8 protein-coding genes and 1 other RNA gene are annotated in these 19,716 nt (G+C 40.6%); 3 read left to right on the top strand and 6 right to left on the bottom strand.

The features are described from left to right. Positions 1–569 precede the first annotated feature (569 nt). From FTU80_RS14435 to FTU80_RS14425, 3 genes are all read right to left on the bottom strand, one after another. On the bottom strand, positions 570–1,745 hold the full coding sequence (locus tag FTU80_RS14435; protein ID WP_180035394.1) for a tetratricopeptide repeat protein: 1,176 nt from the start codon (positions 1,743–1,745) through the stop codon (positions 570–572). Positions 1,746–1,930: 185 nt separating this feature from the next. After that, positions 1,931–3,253, bottom strand: a complete 1,323-nt coding sequence (gene pepP / locus FTU80_RS14430; RefSeq protein WP_180085785.1) for a Xaa-Pro aminopeptidase — start codon at positions 3,251–3,253, stop codon at positions 1,931–1,933. A gap of 131 nt (positions 3,254–3,384) precedes the next feature. Then, positions 3,385–4,002 carry a UPF0149 family protein gene (locus tag FTU80_RS14425; RefSeq protein WP_111885849.1) on the bottom strand — a complete coding sequence of 206 codons (618 nt, stop codon included), beginning with the start codon at positions 4,000–4,002 and terminating at the stop codon, positions 3,385–3,387. 64 nt (positions 4,003–4,066) lie between these two features. Between FTU80_RS14425 and FTU80_RS14420 the strand changes: the two genes are divergently transcribed. The 3 genes from FTU80_RS14420 (at position 4,067) to ssrS (ending at position 5,190) form a co-directional block, all read left to right on the top strand. Further along, positions 4,067–4,618, top strand: a complete 552-nt coding sequence (locus tag FTU80_RS14420) for a hypothetical protein (RefSeq protein WP_078192940.1) — start codon at positions 4,067–4,069, stop codon at positions 4,616–4,618. 2 nt (positions 4,619–4,620) lie between these two features. After that, positions 4,621–4,908: a cell division protein ZapA gene (locus tag FTU80_RS14415; protein WP_168378082.1), complete on the top strand. Its 288-nt coding sequence runs from the start codon at positions 4,621–4,623 to the stop codon at positions 4,906–4,908. A gap of 99 nt (positions 4,909–5,007) precedes the next feature. Continuing rightward, positions 5,008–5,190: non-coding RNA, 6S RNA (ssrS, locus tag FTU80_RS14410), on the top strand. A gap of 154 nt (positions 5,191–5,344) precedes the next feature. Here the strand turns inward: ssrS and FTU80_RS14405 are convergent. From FTU80_RS14405 to FTU80_RS14395, 3 genes are all read right to left on the bottom strand, one after another. Next, a complete protein-coding gene (locus FTU80_RS14405; protein ID WP_180085783.1) occupies positions 5,345–5,812 on the bottom strand; it encodes a hypothetical protein in 468 nt (155 codons plus the stop codon). A gap of 88 nt (positions 5,813–5,900) precedes the next feature. Beyond that, entirely contained in the window at positions 5,901–7,100 is a 1,200-nt protein-coding gene (locus tag FTU80_RS14400) for a YncE family protein (RefSeq protein WP_257221562.1), read from the bottom strand. Between the two features lie 260 nt (positions 7,101–7,360). Then, positions 7,361–19,660 (bottom strand): Ig-like domain-containing protein, encoded by a 12,300-nt coding sequence (locus tag FTU80_RS14395; protein WP_180085779.1) that lies wholly within the window; start codon positions 19,658–19,660, stop codon positions 7,361–7,363. Between the last annotated feature and the right edge of the window lie 56 nt (positions 19,661–19,716).

Raw genomic sequence — 19,716 nt, 5'->3', positions numbered from 1 at the left:
TTAATTTGAGTTAGGTACAGAGCAACTCTAAAGCGATGTCGAGCACTATTATTCAAACAGGTTTTAGCGCAAACTTTACCTTGGCATGGTGTGAAAATACTATGGCGCAAACCTTAGAAAATACGCTGCAAACCAATAATTGAGAAAGATTTACCCACCAAGCTGAGTTGTAGATTCATACCGATATGACTGAGACAGCGAAAAAAAAAATCAACAAACAAACATTAGTGAATGGCTGTAATTATGATTATATGCACCCGAGTGTATGGTCAAATATGCTATAGATCTGATTTCACATGCTGAACCGGCAACCGGACATTTGGCCGTATATGAAAAACCGGAAGAGTTTTTAAAATTAGCGACAGAATTTTTACAAAAGTCTTAATCGCAAAGTGAAGCTAAAAAGCCGATCAATAGATCGGCTTTTTTTATATTTATTTAATATTTTCCATGATTTGGTCAAAATATTGCGCTCATGTATTCAATTTATTTTCATAGCAATAGATAAAGATATAGAACACAAAAGACAGAAATGATCTCCTTAATACGGAATAATTTAAATGAATGGCTTAAGTATTAAAATGCTGGATTAATTTCTTCAATCGAATTTCTGCATCTTGATTAAAAGCATTCGCCGCTTGGTGATACCAGCGTTTCGCCATCTTTAAATCTTGAGCTGCGCCATTGCCTAGCTCATACATTAAGCCAATTTTATAGGGAGCAATTGCACAGCCTTGTTTTGCCGATTGCTTGTACAAGCTCATTGCTACATTATAATCTTGATCAAGAATTTCGCCCTTTTCATATATTTCAGCAAGAGTCGTTCTTGCGTTTATATTTCCCTTTTCCACTGACTGATTCAGTAGATCTAAAGCGATATGAATATGTGTTTTAAATGGCTTTTTGAACAACAGCACGGCTAACTTCAGCATCGCTGCATCATCACCCTGATCAGCCGCTTTTTGATACCATCCTTGTGCTGTAACATCATTTTTTTCGACGCCGCATCCCGTTTCATACATTTCACCCAATTTAATTTGGGCTGCAATATCCCCTCTTGAGGCTAAACTCAAATAATCATCATAAGTACGCTGATTGTTATACTTAAACTTTATTTTCTTTACTGGATTATAATCACTATCAAAGATTTCAAAACCGACATAGTTTTTAAAGAGTTCAATCAATAACTGCCGAACCAATTGAGTATGATAAATTAAATGATCCTTTTCGCTAAAATAATAATACTGATAATAGCTTTCCAAATCTTGATTGATTTCTTCTTTTAAACTGTTTAAATCAGTCGTCCATTTTTTTTGAACTTTGCCATTTTCAACATATTCGTATAAATACCTTGTTGAAAAGTTTAACCATTCCTTTTCAAAATCTTGTCTTTCTCCATCCATGTAAAGTTCCTCTTCTTCCGCTTGAATGACACATCTGATTTCTACACCCTCTTTATAAAGCGCATAGCTATAGCTTGAATTTGTGTCTGCAAAATCAAAGAAGATCATCCATTTCATCGGCAACTGACTGCTTAGCAAACTGCTCCATTTTTCAGGTTCAGTAAAAGCAAAATGTGCTAATCCGGCACTATTGATACAAACAATATGATCCGTCAGCCACTCTATATCTAATGCAGATTTTGAGTTTTCTTCAAAATAAACCAGCCAATCATTTACCAGTCTTTCAATATCCTGTTGATTGCCATTAAAGGGAATAACCACCCCAGCTTTTCTAACGCCCATAATTATGATTAAAATAAAAAATTTATACGATTAATTTAAAAAGACTTATATCTAATTTTTGTAAAAACTTAACATCAGAAAATCAACTACATTGCTAATTAACCTTATTTATATGACTAGTATTTATATGACTGCTTATAGATAAAAAAAGCCGATCATTTGACCGGCTTTTTATTTCGTAAATTTTACTTTGCCATCAAGGCTTCAATGTCTTCCACCGACTTGACTACTGCAGCCGTCAATACACGTGGACCATTTTGAGTCGCTATAACATCATCCTCAATACGGATACCAATACCACGCCATTTTACATCCACTGTTTCATCATCTGGCGCAATATAAAGACCTGGCTCAACAGTCACAACCATACCTTCTTCATAGGCACGCCATTCACCCTCTTGCTTGTATGAACCGACGTCATGCACATCCATACCAAGCCAATGACCCGTACCATGCATATAGAATTGGCGGTAACTTTCTTTTGCGATGATTTCGTCAATATCTCCTTGCATAATGCCAAGATCCAATAAACCTTGAACTAGAATACGCACTGCAACGTTATGTGGTTCTTTATAAGAGTTGCCGATACGCACCGCATCAATCGCCGCAATTTGTGCATCGAGTACGATATTATAAAGTGCTTTTTGTTCAGGGCTGAATTTACCGTTGACTGGGAAAGTACGGGTAATGTCTGAGGCATAGAGCTGATATTCACATGCTGCATCAATCAGTACCAAATCACCATCTTTGAGTTCTTTGTCATTTTCCACATAGTGCAAAATACAGCCATTTTCACCGCCGCCGACAATGCTGTTATAGGAAGGCACACAGCCATTTTTACCAAAGACATAATTCAGTTCTGCTTCTAGTGCATATTCCATCATGCCCGGTTTAACCGTTTGCATGGCACGAGTATGCGCTTCTGCTGAAATATCCGAAGCAATTTGCATCAATTCAAGTTCATCATCAGATTTGTGCAGACGCATTTCATCAATGATGCGATCTAGTTGAATGACTTGAGCAGGCGCACTTGCACCCTTACGTGATTCACCACTTGCAGCCGAAATCCACTGCGCCACACGAGCATCAAAATCTGGTTGCTGCCCAATACGGTAGAATAATTTATCTTTATTTTGTAATTTTTCTAAAATTTCTTCGTCTAATAAATCAATGGCATAAGCCTCATCAGCTTCATAATCTTCTACAGCCCCATCTACACCCGCACGGTAGCCATTCCAAATTTCCATTTCACGGTCACGTTCACGGCAGAACAAACTATAGCTATAACCTTCTTCTTCGCTATCAAAGGTTTCAATCACTGCAACCGCTTCAGGTTCAGCAAAACCTGTTAAATAAAAGAAACTACTATCAGCTCGAAATTTATAATCTGCGTCGCGATTACGCATGGCTTCTTTGCTCGTGGCAATAATTGCAATACTACGTAGTCCCATTTCACCCGCAAGGATGTCTCGACGTTCTTGAAAATCCGCTTGAGTTAATTTCTTCATTTAAATACTTCTTATACCTGCTAGCTGATATTGTTTAAATTTTGATTCAATGGAATATGAATCTCTCAATCTATGTGAGGAATGTATAAAAACACGTAATACCTCACATAGATATAAGCAAAATTAATGCCTTAGCTTGGACGATGTGGGGTGAACATTTCAACCACATTACCCACTTGAGCCGATGAATTTTTAGCGCTCAGTTGTAGCAACGGTGTTTCTGAAACATCAACTTTGGTACGTCCCATAGAAAGGCTCACTGGGATTAAACGAACAAATTCGTATAATTCCTGATAGCTTTCTTCACCTTCTTCATCATCATCTGAATCTTCAAATTCTACTGAAGCGACATCCTGTAAATGCTCAATCAATTCTTGTTCATTGGTGCGCAGATGACCTGCCGCCAAACCAAAACCAAGAACCACACCTGCACACCAATCTGCCAAGGCTTGCACACGCTCACCTAGCAAGTGATCATCATCTGGTAATAAAGGAAGATAGTCGAGTTCATCATCTGAAAGTGAATGAGCTACATCTTCTGCTTCTTCAGTCAACAATGCCACCGCATCTTCGTCTAATTCAGCTACATCAAGCGTTGCTAAAATTTGTTGCCACTCTTCACGACTCGGGGGTTGTGACACACAAACTATACCAGTGAGTAGACCGTGTAACTCACTTGGGCTTGAAATTTCTTCAATTTTAGAAAAATTCTGGGACCAATCTGACCAACCTGAAATATCGTCTTGCATTCGCTTATCCAATCTCTATACTTCGTATATATTACCTTTGTTTGCAAGACTGTGCGACTACGTTATGTTAGAAGAATTACAGCGTCTCCAAGCGCATATTAGCGTTTTAAAAAAGCGACTGGCGCAATTTGAAAGCGAAAATAATGCCCTACAAGATGAGAAAAACTCGTCTGATGAGCACCATCATGCTCAAATTGTACATAAGAACGGTATTATCACCTCCAAACAAGAAGAAATTGATACGCTGAATGAGCAATTAACTGATTCACGTGCTCAACTTCAACAGCTGAATACTGATGCAACTGCTTTGGCTGACCGATATAGCCGTCTTGAAAAAAGCTGTACTGATCTAAAAAATCGTTTTCAAGAAATTTTGGCAGAACGTAATGAGCTACGTATCGTTAAAGAAAAGATGCAAAATGAACAGCGTCATGCTCAACAAGAAATTCAAGGTTTGCAGCAAGAACGTGAACGTTTATTACAAAAAAATGAACATGCCAAAGCAAAAGTTGAAGCGATTATTCAACGTTTAGCTATTTTAGGTACAGCTCAAGATCAACATGCGCAAGAAATTCAACAATTGGCACATCCGACTGAAAGTAATGAGGAAGTTTGATCATGAGTGAACAAATTGCAGTTGATTTAAAAGTTCTAGGTCATAGTTTCCGTTTAGCAACTACTTCTGACCAACAAGCCGATTTAGAACGCGCAGCACAATTACTGAATGACAAATACGATGAATTTCGTCGTAAAGCACCACGTATGGAACCGAGTAAGCTGATCATTATGGTCGCACTTGAATTAATGCAAGAAGTCCTGTCAATGAATAAGAGTTTGCAAGAATATGCAAACTGCGAACTTTTGTTGCAAAATATTTTGGAACAAGTTGAAGAATTGACTGATTAATCGGTGGTTTAGTGATTATACTTTGCCCGATTGCTTCATTTTAAACACTTTGTCAGTGTTTGGTGATTTGCCAATAACGCTGAATTCGTTATACTGAGCACATCTCTGAGATGTTCGCCAGCTAGGTCTAATCCCCTGCCGATACTTAAACTTATGGATGTGTTCTGTATATTCTGAGCGTATGCCCTCCTCGAGTGGGAAACCCAGCGAGTGTACGTCGCGTCCACCTTGAACTCATCGGGTTCAGGGTCACGACATTTGCAGCGGCATCTTCGGAGTGTTTATTTTCAAAATCCTTATTTAAATTACAAGCATTTGATTTAAAAAAACATTTTTTAATTTACTATTCTATTTCCGTGCCACTCTACTTTTGTTCTTCACCTTAATTATTTCATTTAAGTTTGGTTAGTTTAAAAGTTTATTTATTCAAGTTAATTCATTTTTTGAGTTGTTCCAGTTTAGCTAACTGTCTATCCAAAGCTCTGTCCATTTCAGGAAGTATTTGTCGTAAATATTGAATTGATGAAATGGCTTCATCCAATTTCACGACGCCTTTTTTAACCAAGTTATATTGTTGCTCGAGTAGAGCGAGTACTTGATTTTGATTCGGCTGCTGTCCCTGACTCATCAGCGTGTTTAATTGCTGAAATTGTTGAAATACCTGTTCACGTTGCTGTAATAACTGGGTGTGCATTTCCTTATCTTGTCTTTCTTGTGTTTGTTTTGAACTTTGATCATTTAAAGCATTATTAGTGGTTTGCACTGTAAGCGGGCTAAGAACTTTTTGTGTATCCAGTTGAGTCTGTTGCTGCTCTACGTGCTCTTGCTTTGGCTTTAAAAATAGAATCATCAACCCTAAAAACAAGCTAAACGTTAATCCTAAAGCTATCAATTTTTTATTCATGATGCAGTCTCTAGATACATTCTTATATTTAAAAAATTCAGAGCCGATTTGACTCTGAATTTTACATTTTCATTTGAATTAAACTGTTTTACTGACTGCCCCATCCTGCTGGTGCATAACCTAAACGAACGCGCTGTGGGTGATTGCCAACAGGCACAGTGATGACTTTTTCACCTGTCGCGAAATCAATCACGGTTACTGCATCTGTCGCACTTTCAGAAATTACACAGCGTTTACCATCTGGGCTTTGCGTTGCCCAATACGGTTTGCCCGCAGCAATCAGTTTCGCCGCGGTCAAAGTTTTACGATCGACGATGGTGGCATAATCATCCATGGTTCCTGCAACACATAGTTTTTCACCATCTCCACTGATTGAAAGCCCATGATGGCGTGAGTCATTCACCCATTTAGTGCGATCTGAGGGAATAGTTGTACTTCCCGGAAGCTGTGCAATGCGCGTGACTTTGTCTTGATTGAGATCATATTCGACCAGACCATTAAAAAATGAGACCTGAGCATAGATTTTGGATTCATCTTTACTAAATACAATCGGTCGAACTGAGTTAGACAGGTCTTTACGTCCTACAGCATCTAAAGCAGGTCTAAAATCGATTTTTTTGAGGACTTTATAGCTTTGAGCATCTGCGATCGTGATGTAGCGTTTGCCTTTGGTAAAGTCTTGCCAAGATGCATCCATGGCTGTTTCGACATTACCAATGGCTGAATTTAAGATTTTAGTACCGTTGGCAAAATAGATATTTTCATGTGGTTTATCGCCCGTCGCAAAACGTCCTAGTTCTTTGCCCGTGTTGATATCAATTATATGTACAACATTCCCTGAAGATGCTGAAACAGCAACTTGTTGCCCATCAGGGGATACTGCCATATGGTCTGCTCGGAAACCTTCAACTGGTGTGCGCCAATTGATTTTCCCTGTTGCAATGTTAATCGAGACTACATCTGCATAACTTGGGCGTGATGCAACCACCGATTTGCCATCTGGTGTGGAATACATGTCATCGACCAATTGATCATTTCCCTCTCCTGCCGTATTACGAATATAGCTATAGGCGATCAACTTTACTGGATTGAGGTAAATCTCAGTGAGCCGTTCTTTTTTGTCAGGCACCATATTGATGACACCAACTTTTTGATAGTTTTTTGAAGGATTGATGACTGTAACCGTACCATCCCAGTTATTACCCACAAAAAAAACTTGCTGGCTATTAGGTGGAATTGGCGCAGTGCTAGTCGCTGCGAAAGTGAGTGGAGACACCATGATTGTCATCGAAAGAAGTGTCCTAATCCAGAGATTCTTATTCATTTTTATTGTCCATTGATTTGTTTTTATGCATACCTTTTGAGCTACGTCATCAGATAAGTGTCGCTTTTTAAGCACAAAGAAAGCTTATTCAATATACAAGTGTAGATATAGCGTATTTGTTTTAATTCCGATGAGTTGTTGATTAAAATTAAGTCTTCAATCTGCATTCACTTTTTGGGAAGCAAAAAAAAGCACCCGAAGGTGCTTTTTAGTTCATCAAATTATTAGTAAATAATTTGATTATTGTTGATTAGGTCATCTAGTTCGACTTTGCTCGTTTGATTGAGCAAGACCACAAGATCTTGTGATTCATATTCCGTACCTGATGTGCCATCACGGTCAATTGAAATCACAGCTGAATCAGTTTCTTCGTCATATGCTACTGTTACAAACTCTGCGAGATTCGCTTCAGTTGCATCGTCAGAAAGTAATGATGAGATGTCGATTAAGTCTGCTGAGTCACCGACAGTGAAACCGTTTACGTTTACAACACCGTCATTAGTATCATGTGTTTCATTGAGAATACTAAAGATATCACTAGACTCTTCAGCAAAATCAAAGCTCATCATGCGTGCTGCAACTACTGGTGCATCCTGTACTGGTACAACACTGCCTTCTGCATGTAAAGCTGCGTCTAATGCATCTTTAAATGCTGTTGCACTTGTATAAATACCAGTATTGTCAGCATATAAATGATTTGGAATTTTGATTGTGACATCAAATTCTTTTGCAATAGATGAAGTTGAATCAGTAATTGTGAACCAACCATCCGCATCAGGTTTGATTAGCTGCCCCTTGTAATACACTTCTGGAGAATAACTAACATCACCAACGTTCTGAATATTTACGGTAACTGATTTTAATAGCTCATCTGCTTTAAATTTCACACCATATAGAGATTCTGATGTTTGTGAAGAGCCTAATAACTCAGTACTCAATGTTAAATCAAAACTTGAGTAAAGTGTTACGTTACCTTTTTCATCATATGTCAAAGTGGTTCCATCATCAAAAATTACACCTTGAACATTGTTCAAGACATATTGATAAGTCTGGCCATTTTTAGTGACGTTGATAAAGTAACCATCAAAACGGTTTAGGTTGCCTTCCGCAGGGTTAAGCATCTTAGATGTAATTTCAAACACATTTGGATCAAATGCTTCTTTGAATACCACCCAATCACTGTCTTTTCCACGAGAACCATTCATACGAGTTGGTATTTTATCGGTACTTAAACCTAATGAAATTAATGCATCCAAATCTACTACATAAATATTATGAGTATTTTCTTCACCACTGTAATTACTTAAGTTTAAGTTATTGATTGCATTACCAAACTCATTATAAAGCTGATCATCCGTTTTTCCTGGATTTGCAGCACGGACAATATCCATAGCAGCGACATATTCTTTATAGTAATCCGTTACTTTTGTATCCACAGCATCGGTAGTAACTACATAATCACCATTAGCCTTGCGCTCTAATTCAGAGAGACCAGGAAGTGTGCTATCAAAAGTCCCGTTCGCTGCTTCGACAAGTTCTACCACATTAGCCACGGCGCCGTTTTCTGTTGGATCTGTTGGATCTGTTGGATCAACGATCGCCTCCTTACTCGTGGTATCAAGAGGCACTCGACCTGATGCATCATCATAATTTGTAGTTGTAGTAATTGGTTTAGATGGCACGCCATCTTCATCATATACAGTAATTTCAAATTTACGTTGACCATCTGTTGATGCTTTAAAGATTAAGTTCTGTAGAGCATCCTCAAAATCAGCAGCAGATAGAGTGCTATTTGTAGCTTTCAAAGTTAACGATTTACCATCCGCAGAAAGCTCTGCAATCATACCTTTTGGTAGGACAGGTGTCATAACGACTCCATCCCCTTCGGTAAGTTTCACTACAACTTTTGAATATTGTGCATCAGGGTTATCAGCATCGCTTAATTGGAAAGACTCACCAGAATAGACATTCAATGAACCACTCATACCATCGATATTGACACCATTGTAATTAATCACATCGATCGTATTCGTTCCAGTCTTAAAGTCAGGCAATTTAATGACACTTGAGTCAGCCAAGAATAACTCTACTAACTCTGTTGCTTTAGTTGTAACAGTACCAAAGAAACGGACACCATCTTCTGTTACCACGATTTGAATACGTGGTAAACCATTTTCATTTTTCGTCCATGGTTGAGTTGTAGAAACATCACCTAAAATTTTACCGTCAGCTGTTTGTAAGAAAACTTGATTTTTACTGTGTGTCGTATCACTGGTTTGTAACTGGATAACTTTATTTCCAGTTAATGATACTCCATTTACAGTTAGACCAAACGAGTTATCAATTGTATCTAAATTAATAACAGCTCTTACCTGCGCACCATCTACCCCAGTTAAATCCACTTTCATTGAATGTGTTTTATCTGATGTCAATGTTCCATTTTCAAAACTATTTGTCCCAGTTACAGGAATCGATACTGATGGCGTATTTAATTCAATCACAGGTGCAATAAGATTATCCACATCACCTAAACCTTGGTTTATAGATGCATCAAAATAAGATCCATCAGGAATTTTTGCAGAAACATCACCGCCAGTGTAAGTAATAGGTGCAATCCAAGTAAACCCACCATCATTAGATGTTAATTCTGCATCAAATTCAAATCCTGCTTTTGCGACTAAATTTTTAATTTGAGCAGCATTCAATGGCTGACCATCTGCACCGCAAGGAACTTCTGAAAACTTAATAGTAACTTCAGGATCAGTTAGATCTTTCTTTTCAAGCTCAATTTCAACTGATGGAGGAATGGTATCGACAGGTGTTTCTGTCGTTGTAACGTCCTCGCCCGGATTACCTGATTTATCTTCATAGCTATCTGTTGGGACAGTTACTGTAATGTCACCATCAACACCCGGAGGTACTTCACCAGTCACGATATAAGAACCATCTGGTTGTTCCACTGGCGGCGTAAATGGTACTTCGATTGGACCATTTGGACCTTCTACAATGATCTTCTCTTCTGTAATTGTTGATGGATCAACATCATCAGGATAAGTCACAGTGATCTTACCGTCTGGTGTAATCGTCACTTCAGCTTTTGGTGGAACAGTATCTACAGGTGTTTCTGTCGTTGTAACGTCCTCACCCGGATTGCCTGATTTATCTTCATAGCTATCTGTTGGGACAGTTACTGTAATGTCACCATCAACACCCGGAGGTACTTCACCAGTCACGATATAAGAACCATCAGGTTGTTCCACTGGCGGCGTAAATGGTACTTCGATTGGACCTTTTGGACCTTCAACAATGATCTTCTCTTCTGTAATCGTCGATGGATCAACATCATCAGGATAAGTCACAGTGATCTTACCATCTGGTGTAATCGTCACTTCAGCTTTTGGTGGAACAGTATCTACAGGTGTTTCTGTCGTTGTAACGTCCTCACCCGGATTGCCTGATTTATCTTCATAGCTATCTGTTGGGACAGTTACTGTAATGTCACCATCAACACCCGGAGGTACTTCACCAGTCACGATATAAGAACCATCAGGTTGTTCCACTGGCGGCGTAAATGGTACTTCGATTGGACCATTTGGACCTTCTACAATGATCTTCTCTTCTGTAATTGTTGATGGATCAACATCATCAGGATAAGTCACAGTGATCTTACCGTCTGGTGTAATCGTTACTACAGCGACAGGCGGTACAGCATCTACATCAGCAGAATCTTGATCTAAAGTACCTTTGTTACCTACATCATCTTGATAACTACCCGCTGGAACAGTCACCACGATACCAGTTTCAGTACCTTCAGGAACACGACCTACCAATACAAGCGGATCATCTTGACTTGGGACAAATTCAACAACGATAGGATTACCAGACTTGTCAGTAACTGTGATTTTTCCAGTTTGGATGGTACTTGGAACCGTATCATCGTCAAACGTTAAAGTAATCTGACCATTTGGTGTGATATCGATATCAACATTAGGTGCAATGGTATCCACTGGTTCAGTGACATCAACCTGAGCGCCCGGATTACCCGTTTCATCGGTATAACTACCAGTCGGAATACTAACTGTAATATCCGTATCATTTCCGTTCGGTACTTTACCTGTAAAGGTCTTGCCATCTGTAGAAGGTGTTAATTCAACCACTACTGGATCGCCATCTTTATCAGTGAAAGTGATCGTCGATGTATCAATCGAATCTGGGTTGGTATCTTCAGGGTATTTAATAACAATGTCACCATTCGGTTGAATTGTCACAATTGCAGTTGGTACGTCGGTATCGACTTTACCATTACCTGAATTTGGTTCACCAGGGTTACCCGATTCATCTTCATAAGAGGTACCCGGAACGGTCACTGTTACTGTGCCATCTACACCCGGAGGAACTTCACCCGTTACCACATAAGAGCCATCAGGTTGTTTTACTGGTGGATTAAATGTCACAGGTATATCGATTGTTTTATTTGGGTCCGTTGGATCTGGAATAGTTACTGTTATTGACTCTTCCACAATCGTATTTGGATCTACATCATCTGGATAAGTCACAGTGATCTTACCATCTGGTGTAACAGTCACTTCGGCTTTAGGTGGAATGGTATCGACAGGAACCGTCGTGTCAACCTCTTCACCTGGATTACCTAAGGTATCTTCATAACTGTCTGTTGGAACTTTAACAGTCACATTACCATCTGTACCTTCAGGAACTTCACCTGTCACCACATATGAACCATCAGGTTGTTTCACTGGTGGGGTAAATGGTACTTCGATTGGACCATTTGGACCTTCAACAACAATTTTACCTTCTTCAATGCTGTCAGGATTGACATCATCTGGATAAGTAATGGTGATTTTACCGTCAGGAGTAATGCTGATTTCTACTTCAGGAGACTGAGTATCGACAGGTTTTGACGTGCTGCCTTTACCGCCTTTATTACCCACTTCATCTTGATACGAACCACTTGGTACAGTCACAGTAATTTGACTATCAATACCATCAGGAACTTGACCAACGAGAGTCAAGCCGTTTTCGCTCGGTGTAAATGTCACAGGTACAGATTTACCATTACCATCAACAATCACAATTTTTGAGGTATCAATGGTCGATGGAACAACATCATCTTCGTATTTCAGTGTGATTTGACCTTCTGGCGTGATCACGACCTCAACTTTTGGTGCAATCGTATCGACAGGGTCAGTTTTTACCGAAGTCGTATTGTCATTACCAGTGGTGTCTTTAAAGCTATTTTCAGGCACAGTTACTGTGATATTTTCATCAATCGCAGTTGGCACTTTACCTGTGTAAGTCAAGCCATCATTTGATGGAACAAAATCAACCACAATGGTATTGCCCTTGCTATCTTTCACCACAATGTCAGCTGGATCGATGGTTGTTTTATCCGCATCAGGTGAATATGTAACGATAATTTCACCATTCGGTTCAATAGTCACTTCAGCCGCTGGAGATTCAGTATCAATCGTTCCTTGTTTTTCAACAGGCTCGCCTGAATTTCCTGTGGTGTCTTCATAAGAACCCGCAGGGACTTTCACGACGATGTCACCATCTGTACCTTCAGGAACTTCACCAGTCACTACATAAGAACCATCTGGTTGTTTCACAGCAGGTGTAAATGGTACTTCGATTGGACCATTTGGACCTTCAACTACGATCTTATCTTCAGTAATTGTCGATGGATCGACATCATCTGGATAAGTCACAGTGATCTTACCGTCAGGTGTAATCGTCACTTCAGCCGTTGGTGTATCTGTATCTACAGTACCCGGTTGAGCAACTGGCTCGCCTGAGTTGCCTGTAGTGTCTTCATAAGAACCCGCAGGTACTTTCACTACGATTTCGCCATCTGTACCTTCAGGCACTTCACCTGTTACCACGTATGAACCATCTGGTTGTTTCACTGGTGGTGTAAATGGTACTTCGATTGGACCTTTTGGACCTTCGACCACGATCAACTCTTCTGTAATTGTCGATGGATCGACATCATCAGGATAAGTGACAGTGATCTTACCGTCTGGAGTAATGGTTACAGTTGCTGTTGGTGTATCTGTATCCACAGTACCCGGTTGTTCAACTGGCTCACCTGAGTTACCTGTAGTGTCTTCATAAGAACCCGCAGGTACTTTCACAACGATCTCGCCATCAACACCTTCAGGTACTTTCGCAGTGTAGGTACCATCTGGTTGTTTTTCGAAAGTCACATCAGAAATTGGGCCTTTAGGACCTTCAACAACAATACCTGTCGTATCAATCGTGTCAGGATCAGTATCTTCTGGATAAGTCAGTGTGATCTTACCGTTTTCATCGATTTGAACATCAACGACTGGAGATTCTGTATCTACCGTAGCTGGTTGTTTTACAGGTTCGCCTGAGTTGCCCATAGTGTCTCCATAAGAACCCGCAGGCACTTTCACGACGATGTCGCCATCGATGCCTTCAGGCACTTTCGCTGTATATGTACCATCAGGTTGTTCTTCAAAGGTTACACCCGGAATCACTTCACCATCTGGACCTTCCACAATAATACCTGTGGTATCAATAGTGTCAGGATTTGTGTCATCTGGATATGTAATAGTGATCTTACCATCTGGTGTCACAGTCACTTCTGCTACAGGCGGGGCTGTATCCACTGTAACTGTTTCAGAACCTTCTTCACCTGGGTTACCCGCTTTATCAGAATAAGATGCTTCAGGCACTTTTACTGTAATCGAGGTATCTACACCTGTAGGCACTTGACCGGTATAAGTCAAACGATCTTCAGATGGCGTGAAATCAATCACCACTGGTTTGCCGTCTAGACCTGTAATCACGAAGTCTTTTGGATCAATCGTTGCAGGATCAACATCTGGTGCAAATGTTACTTTGATCTCACCTTGTGGAGTGATGTCAATTTGAACTGTTGGTGCATCATTGTCTAAACCTGGGTTACGAATTGCAGGTTCTGAAGTCACTGTATCTGTTTTCGCAGTTGCAGTAATTGAGTTTTCCGGTTTGATTTCAGTTGCAGGAACTTTCAGTGTCCACTGACCTGTAGGCGTAATATCCGCAGGATCAACAGTATATTCAGTGCCATTAACATCGACAGTAATAGCCGCATTCGGGTTCGAAATTGTACCGGTGATAATGAAGTTACCATCTTCATCGGTCAATTCAGCCATTTCTTCTTCATTAATGACATCATCACCCGCAATCACATTGATCGAAATCAATGGTAAAGACACGGTGTCTTTCGTTGGGTTGCCATCTTGGTCTGTTGTAGACGCAGAAAGATCATCACCATCTTTTAATGGAAGTTCAGTCGTTGTTGTCCAAGTACCATCTAGACCTGCTTTCACTGGTGGTAATTCTGTACCATCAGGCAAAGTCACAACCACATCATGACCCGGCTCAGTTTTACCTGTAATCACTGTCACGTGCGTGCCGTCTTCAGTGGTATTTGGTGTAACAGCTGTGATATTAACCGTGATTAAACGATCACTATCGCCTGCACCTTTATTGCCTGCTTCATCTGTATAACTTTCAGGAAGAACTTCAACAGTCACGGTTTGACCTGGTTCAACTTTCAGTTCAACTGACCATAGACCTGTGGTTTCGTTATAGGTTGGCTGACCAACAATTTGACCACCTGTCACTTTCAAGTCAGCAGAGCTGAAGCTTGCAGGATCAATTTTCTCGCTGAACTCGAAAGTCGCTGTTGCTTTGCTATCAGTCGCTTGAGCAATAATATCGACAATCACTGTTGGCGCAATAGTATCTACATCTACAGTTTCTTTATCAGTTACACCTGGGTTACCCACCAAGTCAGTGTATGAACCTGTTGGAACTTCAACTGTAATTTGCTCATCCACACCTGAAGGGATTTTACCTGTATAAGTCAAACCATCTTCAGAAGGTGTTAGCGTCACCTCAACAGGTTTACCGTCTTTATCAGTGATAATAATTGTTTCAGGATCAATCGATTTCGGATCAACATCATCTTCAAATTTCACCACGATATCGCCTGTAGGCGTTAAAGTGATTTCAACAGTTGGCGCGATAGTATCGACAGGATATTTACCTGTACTTGGTGTACCTGGGTTTCCTGTCAAATCTTCATAAGAGCCTGCTGGTACATCAACAGTCACTTTACCGTCGATCCCTTCAGGTACTTTAGCAGTATACGTTAAGCCGTCTGGTGATGGCGTTAACTCTACAGTGATCTCGTTACCTTCAGGATCTTTCACCACAATCGCATCTGGATTAATGGTTTTCGGATCGGTATCTTCAGGATAAGTCACGGTGATATTACCTTGCGGATCAACCGTTACAGTCACTTCAGGAACATCAGTATCAACTAATTTACTGTCGATATCATATTGACCTTCATTACCTGTTTTATCTTGGTAACTGCCTTCAGGCACGATCACGGTTACTTTTGAATCTACATTTGGCGGAATTTGACCTGTCAGGGTTAAACCATCTGGAGATACCGTTAATTCAACTTTAATCGGATTACCATTTTCATCTGTAATCACGATGTCTTTTGGATCAATCGTAGTTGGATCGACATCGTCTTCATATTGAATAACAATCGAACCTTGTGGTGTTAAGGTGATTTCAACACTTGGACGGTCAGTATCGACATTGCCTTGAGTTTCACCTACTTTACCCGGATTGCCAGTCAAGTCTTCATACGAACCTTCTGGAACGGTAACAGTCACTTGACCGTCAACACCTTCAGGGACTTTCGCGGTCACAACAACAGTGCCATCTGTTTGTACTTCAGGCGTACCAAATTCAACTGTGATTGGGCCTTTAGGACCTTCAACCGTAATCGTGCTAGTACCAATAGTCGTTGGATCAGTATCTTCAGGATAAGTCAGGATAATATCGCCATTCGGAGTGATTTCTACACCCACTTGTGGACGATCTGTATCCACTGAGCCTTTGCCTTCGCCTGATTTACCCGGATTTCCTGTAAGGTCTTCATACGAGTTTTCAGGAACTTCAACCGTTACTGTACCGTCGATACCTTCTGGCACTTGACCTGTATACGTTAAGCCATCTTCTGACGGTGTTAAAGTCACAGTGATTTCATTACCTTCAGGATCTTTCACCACGATCTTGTCTGTCGTGATTGACGTTGGATCAGTATCTTCAGGATAAGTCACGACGATTTGACCTTCAGGTGTCACAGTCACTTCGACTTGTGGACGGTCTGTATCGACATCACCTTTGCCTTCGCCTGCTTTACCCGGATTACCTGTAAGGTCTTCATACGAGTTTTCAGGAACATCAACTGTTACTGTACCGTCGATACCTTCTGGCACTTGACCTGTATAGGTTAAGCCGCCTTCTGACGGTGTTAAGGTCACAGTGATCTCATTACCTTCAGGGTCTTTCACCACAATCTTATCTGTCGTGATCGACGTTGGATCGGTATCTGTAGGATATTCAACAATGATTTGACCTTCAGGTGTCACAGTCACTTCGACTTGTGGACCATCTGTATCGACATCACCTTTGCCTTCACCAGCTTTACCTGGGTTACCTGTAAGGTCTTCATAAGAATTTTCAGGAACTTCAACAGTAACTGTGCCATCCACACCATCTGGAACTTGACCTGTATAGGTTAAGCCGCCTTCTGACGGTGTTAAAGTCACAGTGATTTCATTACCTTCAGGGTCTTTCACCACAATCTTATCTGTTGTGATCGACGTTGGATCAGTATCTGTAGGATATTCAACGATGATTTGACCTTCAGGCGTTACCGTTACTTCAACTTGTGGACGGTCTGTATCTACAGTGCCTTCACCTTCACCCACTTTACCTGGGTTACCCGTTACATCTTCGTATGAACCTTCTGGTACTTCAACCGTTACTGTACCGTCGATACCTTCTGGCACTTGACCTGTATAAGTTAAGCCATCTTCTGATGGGGTTAACGTTACCGTGATGTCATTGCCCGCTGGATCTTTGACAACGATGTCTTTTGGATCAATGGTCGCTGGGTCAGTGTCTTCAGGATAAGTCACGATGATTTGACCTTCAGGAGTCACCGTCACTTCAACTTGTGGACGGTCTGTATCAACAGAGCCTTCACCTTCACCGACTTTACCAGGGTTACCTGTTACATCTTCGTATGAACCTTCTGGCACTTCAACCGTTACTGTACCGTCGATACCTTCTGGCACTTGACCTGTATACGTTAAGCCATTATCTGATGGTGTTAACGTTACAGTGATGTCATTACCTGATGGGTCTTTAACGATAATGTCTTGAGGATCAATAGTCGTTGGATCGGTATCTTCAGGATAAGTCACGACGATTTGACCTTCAGGTGTTACCGTTACTTCAACTTGTGGACGATCTGTATCCACATCTCCTTCGCCTGTTCCAGCTTTACCCGGATTACCTGTTAAGTCTTCGTATGAATTTGTAGGAACTGAAACCGTTACCTTACCGTCAATACCTTCTGGCACTTGACCTGTGTACGTTAAGCCATCTGCAGATGGTGTTAACTCAACAGTGATCACATTGCCTGATGGATCTTTAACAACGATGTCTTTTGGATCAATAGTCTTCGGATCAACATCATCTTCATAAGTCACCACAATTTTACCTTGCGGTGTAATGGTCACATTTACTGTAGGTGAAGTTGTATCGACAGATTCACTTGCAGAACCTTTAGTACCATTGTTACCACTGAAATCTTGATAACTGTCTTTTGGTACAAGTACAGTCACTTTGCCATCCACTGGGCTTGTGATTTTACCTGTAACGGTTAACCCATCTTCAGACACTGTGTATTCCACAGTAACTTTCTTACCGAACTGATCAACCACTGTGTAATCGGCAACATCAACCGTTGAAGGATTAACATCCGATTCGTATTTAATGCTAATCAGACCTTGTTCAGTAATTTCAACAGTCACAGTCGGTGCTTGATTATCTAAACCAGGTTGACGTTCAGCTGTATTTGACGTTGCTGTATCTGTGGTTGCTTGTGCAGTCACGGTGTTGCTTTCTTTTACATCTGCAACTGGAACACGGATGCTCCATTGGCCTTGTAGAGTCACAGTCACTTGTGAACCGCTATAAGGCGTACCATTAAAGTTCACAACCAAATCTGCTGCTGGATTACTGATCGTACCTGTCACTGTAATAAAGTTTTGACCGTCTATAGTTTCAGTTAAATCATCCAGTTCAGTTTCGTTGATGACATCATCACCGGCCACAACATCGATATAAACGAATGGCAATTCAACTTCATCACCAGTGCTAACGACATCACCATTTTTATCTTCATAAGTGGTTGTCGCAGTAACTTCGTTACCATCTTTCAAAATACCCGGAACTGTTAATTCCCACAGACCATCTGGGCCTGATTGTACTGTTAATGGTGTATCTTGACCCGGAATGAGCACACTCACTTCACTATTGGGTTCAGTCTTACCTGTAATAACAGTAATATCATCGCCATTCGAATCTGTATTTGGCGTTACACCGGTAATTTTAAGTGTAATCAATTGATCTTGATCACCCTTACCTGTGTTGCCCGCAACGTCGCTATAACTGTCATCTTTCACTTCAACAGATACGGTTACACCTGGCTCAGTTTTAAGTTCAACAGTCCACGTAAATTCATCGACTTGGGTAATAGTGCCAACAACCTTGCCACCTGTAACAATCAAATCATTCGTAGAGAAAGTTGCAGGATCAATTTTTTCTGTAAAGGTAAATGTAGCCGTTGCTGAAGTATGGTTCGTAGATGAAGAGGTCACTGTTACAGCAACTTCAGGCGCAATCGTATCTACAGTCGTTGTGTCCTGACCCTCAACACCCGGATTACCTGTTACGTCTTCGTATGAACCTTCAGGTACAGTCACAGTGATCGTACCGTCTATACCTGCTGGGACTTTACCGGTTACAGTGATTGTACCGTCCTGCTGAGTGACTGGTGTACCAAAGTCAACCACGATGTCATTGCCATTTGGATCTTTGACAATGATTTTATCGGTCGTAATAGAATTTGGATCAGTATTCTTCGGATAGGTCAAAACAATCGTGCCATCAGGCGTAATGCTGACTTCAACTTGTGGACGTTCTACCGGTGGTTTTGATGAACTGCTACCACCTGAACCACCAGCCAAACCAATCCCGCCAGCAACTAAACCACCACCCACTAACCATGGTACTAACCCACCAAAACTAGAAGATGCTGGTGGTAATAAAACTTCTAAACCTGCAATTTCTTTAAAGCTCGCAACACCATTCGTAAAATCGAACCATAAGAATGCACATTCATCATCTTCAAATACTAAATCAGAAACTAAACCGTCTTCATATTGTGCAAAAAAATTCTCAATGGTAATTACTTCACCATTTTTCAATTTAATTATTAATGTATTACCGTCTTGTAAAAATTCTTGAACATCTTCTCTATGTAATTGGCTTTGTTGCACAAACCTATCTGTAAAGGCTTTTTCAGCGATATAATTTTCAAATGAAGAAGCCTGCACACAAAATCTACCGCACAACCAATTGGCCCGCATATAACCGAGCACTTATGAGTCGC

The sequence above is a fragment of the Acinetobacter sp. YH12145 genome (genome assembly GCF_013418335.1).
In the GTDB taxonomy this organism is placed as follows: domain Bacteria; phylum Pseudomonadota; class Gammaproteobacteria; order Pseudomonadales; family Moraxellaceae; genus Acinetobacter; species Acinetobacter amyesii.
This window is presented reverse-complemented; position numbering and strand designations above follow the sequence as displayed.

Coding starts and splice junctions, on each gene's coding strand:
- pepP (WP_180085785.1), bottom strand. CDS start 3,253: ATGAAGAAATTAACTCAAGCGGATTTTCAAGAACGTCGAGACATCCTT.
- FTU80_RS14420 (WP_078192940.1), top strand. CDS start 4,067: ATGTTAGAAGAATTACAGCGTCTCCAAGCGCATATTAGCGTTTTAAAA.
- FTU80_RS14425 (WP_111885849.1), bottom strand. CDS start 4,002: ATGCAAGACGATATTTCAGGTTGGTCAGATTGGTCCCAGAATTTTTCT.
- FTU80_RS14400 (WP_257221562.1), bottom strand. CDS start 7,100: ATGACAATCATGGTGTCTCCACTCACTTTCGCAGCGACTAGCACTGCG.
- FTU80_RS14435 (WP_180035394.1), bottom strand. CDS start 1,745: ATGGGCGTTAGAAAAGCTGGGGTGGTTATTCCCTTTAATGGCAATCAA.
- FTU80_RS14415 (WP_168378082.1), top strand. CDS start 4,621: ATGAGTGAACAAATTGCAGTTGATTTAAAAGTTCTAGGTCATAGTTTC.
- FTU80_RS14405 (WP_180085783.1), bottom strand. CDS start 5,812: ATGAATAAAAAATTGATAGCTTTAGGATTAACGTTTAGCTTGTTTTTA.